Below are 6868 nucleotides of genomic sequence, written 5' to 3' on the forward strand. Positions count from 1 at the left end.
GGCCTGCGCGGGCGGACGGGGCGCGGCGGCGCGCGGCGCGGCTTGCGGCGCGGGCGCCATTCCGGGCCGGACCGTCGGCGTCATTCCCGGCGGCGTCACGGGGCCGCGCGGCGGCTCCATCGCGAAGGCCGGCGTGCCACGCAGCGTCTCCGGCTCCAGCGGTTCACTGTTCAGGGTGATGGAATCATCACCGCCCACGCCCAGGGGGGCGCGCTCGCCAGGCCTGCGGCGGTCAATGTGGATGTCCCGGTCGAGCAGGCTCGGGACGGGAGCCACCGCGGGTGGGCGCGCGGCATTGGCGGCGCAAGCGGGGCAATCTCCGACCGGCGGCAGCGAGGCGCCGCATTTCAGGCACTTGGACAACGGATCCTCCCGGTGACGCGGACAACCGTCGCCATGAAAGGCCGCATTCAGGCCTGTAGCAAGAAAAGGACAAGCCCCCGCCGCTCCCTCGCCCGAGGAAGCGTCAGGGGCTCATCTGCGCCACGGCAACCCGCCCCGGAGGACGGTGCGTATGGGCGCCTCACGCTAGGCGTGGACGCGGCGCCGTCCCGCTGCTCCCACCAGGAGAAGCACGACGATGGCTCCCACGACCGACATGATGATGCCGGAGGCGTGCAGGTCGAACAGCCGGCCGTTGCGCTGGAAGAGCGAACCGATGAGGCCGCCCACCAGCGAGCCCACCATGCCCAGCAGCGTCGTCGCCACCAGCCCCATGCTCTGCTTGCCCGGAAGGATGGCCCGGGCGATGAGTCCCGCGATGAGGCCGATGATGATGAAGGTGATGATCCCCATGAGAGTCTCTCCCGTGTGAGGGACCCGTGAGGTCCCGAATGGGAGAAACGTAGGAATGGGCACACGGATCCGTGACCCGGGGGGCAGGGAGGGGCTGTCCGCCCGCCTGCTACCCGAGCGACCCGTCCAGGTGCTGCATCACCGCGAGCGCCGCGAGCGCCGCCGTCTCCGTGCGCAGGATGCGTGAGCCCAGCGTCACCGGCCGCGCGCCCAGCCCCCGCAGGCCCTCCACCTCTTCACGCGCGAGCCCGCCCTCCGGACCAATCACCAGCGCCACCGGAGTCCCCGCCGGAACACTCCGGAACGCTTCACCCAGCGGTACCGCGGACTCCTCTTCATCCAGCACCAGCAGCAGCGTGCCCGGAGTCAGCGCGCGCGCCGCGTCCAGCAGAGGCCGGGGCGGATGCACCTGGGGCACGTCATCGCGCCGGCACTGGCGCGCGGCCTCCTCGACAATCTTGGCCCAGCGCTGCGTGCGCTCCTCGGCGCGCTTGGGCTCCAGCTTCACCACGCTGCGCGCGGTGGCCACCGGATGGAACGCGGTGGCGCCCAGCTCCGTGCCCTTCTGCAGCACCAGCTCCAGCTTGTCGCCCTTGGGCAGCCCCTGCAGCACGGCCATCTCGCGCGCGGGCGGCGTCACGCGCACGGTCCCCAGCACCAGCCGCACGGATTCGGCATCCAGCCCGGTGACGCGCGCCTCGAAGGCGCGGCCCTTGCCGTCGAACACCTCCAGCGCGTCGCCGTCCAGCAACCGCAGCACGTGGACGAGGTAGTGGCGGCGCTCGCCCGTGAGCGTCACGTCGGCGGGAGCAGGGTCGGGCAGGGGAACGAAGAGGCGGACCACGGCGGCTTCCTTGAAGGGGAGGGCGTCCGGAAGATAGCCCTCCATGCGTCCGGGAGGGCCCATTCCGCACTCCGCGAGCGCGCGGCCATACCCCGTTCCTGCTATGGCGCGCCCCACGCCCATGGCCACCCTCGTCATCGAGTCCACCCGCTCCGGCTTCGTCGAATCCCTCCACACCGTGTCCGTCGCGGTGGTGAGCGCGGAGGGCACGCGCGTCGCGTACGCGGGCGACCCGGAGCGCGTCACCTTCTGGCGCTCCGCGGCGAAGCCCTTCCAGTCCCTGCCCATGGTCCAGGACGGCGCGGCGGACCGCTACGGCTTCGGCCCGCGTGAGCTGGCGCTCTCCTGCGCGTCCCACTCCAGCGAGCCCGTGCACCGCGCGCTCGCCATGCAGATGCTGAGCGCCTCCGGCTGCGAGGAGCGCCACCTCGCGTGCGGACCGCACTCGCCGCTGTCACCCGCCGTCGCGGAAGAAGCGCTCAAGGCGGGCGTGGTGCTCACGCCCCGGTGGAACAACTGCTCCGGCAAGCACGCCGGGATGCTCGCGCTGGCAAGGCACCACGGCTGGGACGTGCACGGCTACGCCAGCGACGGCCACCCGGTGCAGGAGCGCATCCAGGACGAAATCGCGAAGTGGACGGGGCTGCCGCGCGACGCACTGGTGAAGGCCGTGGATGGCTGCCGCGCCGTCTGCTTCGGCCTGCCGCTGAGCGCCATGGCCACCGCGTGGGCCCGCTTCGGCATCTCGGAGGCACCCGCCGCGCAGCGCCTGCGGGACGCCATGCTCGCGCACCCGGAGCTGGTCGCGGGCAGGGGGCGCGCGTGCACGGAGCTGATGACCGCCTTCAAGGGCGAGGCCGTGGTGAAGATTGGCGCGGAGGGCGTCTACTGCGCCGCGCTGCCCCGCGTGCGCCTGGGCGTGGCCCTGAAGGTCGAGGACGGCGATGCCCGCTGCGCCGCGCCCGCGCTCCTCGCCGTGCTGCGCCTCCTCGCGGAGCCGTACGGCCTGGGCCTGCCCATGGAGGGCCTGGCGCATCACGTGGAGCCGCGCATCCTCGACACCCGGAACGAAGTCGTGGGCTCGCTGCGCGCGGGCGGGACGCTCGCGTTCGCCTGAGCCGTGCTGTAGCGCGGAAGGTCACAGGCACCAGGGCACCCTGTAACCGGCCCCGCTACAGCCGGGCCCGCATCCCCTGGAGCTTCGGGGGAACACCGAGGAACCGGCGGCGGGCACGCGGACTGCAATGCCTGTCCGGCACACGGCGGGAGTCGCGAGGTCCTGACGCCAAGGGGGAAAGCCTCGCGAGTCCAGATGGGGTCGGGTTGGCGAGCCTTTTCCGGTTCGCGGCCCGACCCCCTCTTGTTTCTAGCGCTTCAAGTCGATGCGCACCCACTCGCCCTGCTGCGCGCCCTCCAGCACGGTGCACCCCAGGTTGCGGTACGCGGCCTCCACGTCCGCGCGCTGGTGCGCGAGCACGCCGGCCAGCACCAGCCGGTCCTTCGCCTTGGGGACGATGAGGGGCGCCAGTTCAATCAGCGTGTTGGCCAGGATGTTCGCGAGCACCAGGTCGAAGGTGCCGGACACCTCCGTCAGCTCGCGCCCGGAGATGTCCAGGTCGGGCGTCTGGTTGTCGGTGCAGTTCTCCTGGGCCAGCTCCACGGAGGTGGGGTCGTTGTCCGTGCCCACCACGTGGCCCGCGCCCAGCTTCTTCGCCGCGATGGCGAGCACGCCCGTGCCGGTGCCCACGTCCAGCACGCTCGCGCCCGGGTGCGTGGCCATGAACTCATCCACCGCCGCCAGGCACAGCGACGTGGTGGGGTGGTCCCCCGTGCCGAAGGCCATCTTCGGCTCGATGACCAGCTTCACCTTGTCCGCGGGCGCGTTCTCCACGTCCCAGGGCGGGCCCACCCACAGCCGGCCCACCTGCACGGACTTGATGAGCGACTTCCACTCGTTGCTCCAGTCCTGCTGGGGCTGCTCGTCCAGGGACAGGCGCGCGGTGGGGTGGGTCTCCGCCACCGCGTCACGGGCGTCCTCCGCGCTCTCACGGTCCTCGAAGTAGGCGACGACGATGGACTCGCCCTTCACGGGGGCGCGCACGCCCGGCATGGTGGGCGTCTCCGTGTCGCGAACCTCCAGGCCCAGGGCGCCGGCTTCATGGAGGAGGTCCTGGAGAATCTCGGACGATTCCTCCGCGATATCCACGGTGAGTGACAGGTAGGTCTGGGACATGGCGCCCCTTCTACCGCACCCGGTGCGGCGTGGAAGCGCCGTCGTCGTGACGCTTCCACGCTCGCGGATGCAGGGCTTACGGCCCGACGACCGCCATGGCCATGCGGTCGAAGTCGATGACCCGGCGGGCCACCTCCTGCACGTCCGCCGCCGTCACCTTCGCCACGCGCTCGGAGTAGTGCAGGAAGTTGTCCAGCCCGATGCCGTAGCAGGCGTCCAGCGCCAGCAGCGTCGCGCGGGCGCTGTTGCGCTGCAGGTCAATCTCATACGCGCCAATGATGTGCTGCTTGGCGCGCTCCAGCTCGTCCGAGGGAATGGGCTCGTCGCGGATCCGCTGCAGCTCGCGGCGCATGCCCTCCACCGCCGCGTCCACCTTCTCCGGGCTCGTGCCCATGTAGACGGCGAAGTAGCCGGGGTCCAACCCGTCCATGGAGAAGCTGCTCACGCTGTACGCCATGGAGCGCTTGTCGCGCAGCTCGATGAAGAGCCGCCCGCCCTGGCCCGACAGCACCGTGGACAGCACGTCCAGCGACACGCGCCACGGGTCGCTCAGCCGCGCCGCCTGGAAGCCCATCACCAGGTGCGTCTGCGCGCGCGCCAGCACCTTCTTCTCCGTGCGCGGAGCGGTGGGCGCGGGCTCCGGCTTCACCTGCTTGTGCGCCACCGCGCCGCCGCGCGACCTGCCGAAGTACTCGTTCGCCAGCGCGCGCACCTGGTCCACGTTCACGTCGCCCACCACGCTGAGCGTCATCTGCGACGGGTCCATGTATGCGCGGTGGTACGCGCGCAGCTGCTCGGGCCCCAGCGCCTCCACGGACGCCTTCTCACCCAGGAGCGACAGCCGGTACGGGTGCTGCTGGTAGAGCGTGCGCGAGAACAGCTCGAACGCGAGGCTGGACGGCTTGTCCTCGCGGGTGAGGATGTCCTGGAGCAGGAGCGAGCGCTCGCGGGCGACCTCCTCCTCGCGGAAGGCCGGGTTGAGCAGCACGTCCGCGAACAGCCGGAAGCCGGGCTCGAAGTAGCGCGACAGGAAGTCCGCCTTCAGGCTCACGGAGTTGCGGCCGCCCTGGCCGTTGATGTTGCCCGCGTACAGGTCGCCCAGGTGGCTGATGTCATCCGCGCTGAGCGTCGTGGTGCCCTTGGTGAGCGCGCGGCTGAGCAGCGTGGTGATGCCGTTGTCCTCGGGCGTCTCGAAGCGCGCGCCGCCAATGAAGGCCGCGCGCATGGAGAACAGCGGCACGTGCGGCTCCACGCGGATGATGAGCGTGGCGCCGGAGGGCAGCTTCTCCTGCACGACTTCTGAACGCGCGGACGCCACGGCGCTCCGGGCCGCGCGCGGCGCGCCTTCCGGAGGCGGCTGACGGACGGCGCGCTCCGGCGGGGCGAGGCCCGGGCTCTTCGCCGCCTCATCCAGCGCGGCGTGCACGTGGGCCTCGGTCAGCTCCGCGGATGCCGGCACCAGCGCGGTGACGACGGCGTGCTCCAGCCGCAGGTACTTCTGGGCCACGCGGCGCAGGTCCTCCGGCTTCAGGTTGCGGATGTCCTCCAGGTAGCGCGCCTCGGACTCCAGGCCGCCGGGGCTGGTCTGATACGAGCCCAGGTTGCGCGCGGTGCCCTGCACCGTCTCCTTGCGGTAGACGGACTCCGCCTCCACCACGGCCTGCACCGTGCGCAGCTCGTCCTGGGGCACGCCCGTGGTGCGCAGTGCCTCCAGCACGCGCGCCGTCTGCGTGAGCGCCTTCTGCGCCTGCGCGGGCGGCAGCGTCAGCGACACGGAGAAGATGCCCGGGTCCTTGGGCGTGTACGCGGACGCGTGGATGTCGTTGACCAGGTGCTGGCGGCGCTTCACCTCGCGCACCAGCCACGACGAATTGCCCTGGCCGGCAATCATGGCCAGCACGTCCAGCGCGGGCACGTCCGGGTGCTCCAGTTCGGGAATCGCGAAGGCCAGGTGCAGGTAGGCCTCCTTCACGTCCTCCGTCTGGATGAGCACGCGGCGGCCCGTGGGTGCGGCGTCGCGCGGGCGCTGCACGGGGCCCGCGTAGGGCCGGCCCCAGTCACCGCCGAAGATTTCATCCACCCACTGGCGCAGCTCCGCCTCGTTGAGGTCTCCCGCGACGGACAGCACCAGGTTCCTGGGCGTGTAGTGCCGGTGGTAGAACTCCAGCACCTTCTCGCGGGTGAAGCTGCGCACGCTCTCCTCGGTGCCGATGACGGGCAGCCGGTAGGGGTGCGTCTGGAACGCGGCGGTGAACAGCCCGCGGGACGCGCGGCGCGACGGCGAGTCGTAGCTGCGCTTGATCTCCTCGCACACGACCTCGATTTCACGCGCCAGCTCGTCCTTGTCGAACGCGGAGCGGCGGACGGCATCCCCCAGGATGTCCAGGCCCGTGCGGGCGAACTGGCTGGCGATGACGATGTGGTAGACGGTCTGGTCGAAGGACGTCCAGGCGTTGATCTCGCCGCCGTGCGCCTCGATGTCCCGGGCAATCTCACCGGGGCCCCGGCGCTCCGTGCCCTTGAAGAGCATGTGCTCGTGCAGGTGGGCGAGCCCGGCCTGGTCCGGCCTTTCGTCCGCGCTGCCGGCCTTGACCCAGACCTGGAAGGCCGCGACCTTGGCGGCGTGCTGCTCCTCGAAGACGACGGTGAGCCCGTTGGGCAGGGTGTAGCGGATGGCCATAGGTGTGGTCCGAAGCTGGCATCCCCTCCCGAGGAGAGGCAAGGCAAGGTGTGATGTTTGCTCCATTGGCTAACGTCCCACCCCTCCCACGTCGAGCGGACCGTACCGCCCGCCTCCCTCCAGGCAGGCGAAGCGGCGCGGTTTCCCACGCGTAACTGGTGGAAACCCCCCGTGGTCGGTAACCTGGGCACGCACATGCCGTCTCCCCCGGACGAGGCGGATCCGCTCGCGGACCTGAAGGAACTGCTGGATGAAGGCGACGCCCCCATGGCGGCGCCCGCTCCGGCCCCCACCAGGCCGCTGTCGGTTCCCAAGC

At 71.2% G+C, this 6868-nt stretch carries 5 protein-coding genes and 1 pseudogene; 1 reads left to right on the top strand and 5 read right to left on the bottom strand.

Annotated elements, in window-relative coordinates:
- The 3 genes and pseudogenes from D7X55_RS32900 to D7X55_RS32910 form a co-directional block, all read right to left on the bottom strand.
- A pseudogene (locus D7X55_RS32900) lies at window positions 1–276 on the bottom strand (hypothetical protein); the annotation flags it as partial.
- A gap of 252 nt (window positions 277–528) precedes the next feature.
- Window positions 529–795 carry a GlsB/YeaQ/YmgE family stress response membrane protein gene (locus D7X55_RS32905; protein WP_120552941.1) on the bottom strand — a complete coding sequence of 89 codons (267 nt, stop codon included), beginning with the start codon at window positions 793–795 and terminating at the stop codon, window positions 529–531.
- A gap of 109 nt (window positions 796–904) precedes the next feature.
- Complete coding sequence (locus D7X55_RS32910) at window positions 905–1639, bottom strand: 16S rRNA (uracil(1498)-N(3))-methyltransferase (RefSeq protein ID WP_120552942.1); 735 nt, start codon at window positions 1637–1639, stop codon at window positions 905–907.
- Window positions 1640–1760: 121 nt separating this feature from the next.
- Here D7X55_RS32910 and D7X55_RS32915 point away from each other — a divergent pair, with 121 nt between their 5' ends.
- Window positions 1761–2756 carry an asparaginase gene (locus tag D7X55_RS32915; RefSeq protein ID WP_158626457.1) on the top strand — a complete coding sequence of 332 codons (996 nt, stop codon included), beginning with the start codon at window positions 1761–1763 and terminating at the stop codon, window positions 2754–2756.
- Window positions 2757–3005: 249 nt separating this feature from the next.
- On the opposite strand, the gene D7X55_RS32920 is transcribed toward D7X55_RS32915, so the two are convergent.
- Entirely contained in the window at window positions 3006–3872 is an 867-nt protein-coding gene (locus D7X55_RS32920; RefSeq protein WP_120552939.1) for a 50S ribosomal protein L11 methyltransferase, read from the bottom strand.
- Window positions 3873–3948: 76 nt separating this feature from the next.
- A complete protein-coding gene (locus tag D7X55_RS32925; protein WP_121725134.1) occupies window positions 3949–6552 on the bottom strand; it encodes a pitrilysin family protein in 2604 nt (867 codons plus the stop codon).
- Between the last annotated feature and the right edge of the window lie 316 nt (window positions 6553–6868).

This window comes from Corallococcus sp. AB049A, assembly GCF_003668885.1.
Taxonomy (GTDB): domain Bacteria; phylum Myxococcota; class Myxococcia; order Myxococcales; family Myxococcaceae; genus Corallococcus; species Corallococcus interemptor.

What these genes read in the sequence shown, in the direction of transcription:
- D7X55_RS32920 (WP_120552939.1), bottom strand. Translation starts at nt 3,872, where the DNA reads ATGTCCCAGACCTACCTGTCACTCACCGTGGATATCGCGGAGGAATCG.
- D7X55_RS32925 (WP_121725134.1), bottom strand. Translation starts at nt 6,552, where the DNA reads ATGGCCATCCGCTACACCCTGCCCAACGGGCTCACCGTCGTCTTCGAG.
- D7X55_RS32915 (WP_158626457.1), top strand. Translation starts at nt 1,761, where the DNA reads ATGGCCACCCTCGTCATCGAGTCCACCCGCTCCGGCTTCGTCGAATCC.
- D7X55_RS32905 (WP_120552941.1), bottom strand. Translation starts at nt 795, where the DNA reads ATGGGGATCATCACCTTCATCATCATCGGCCTCATCGCGGGACTCATC.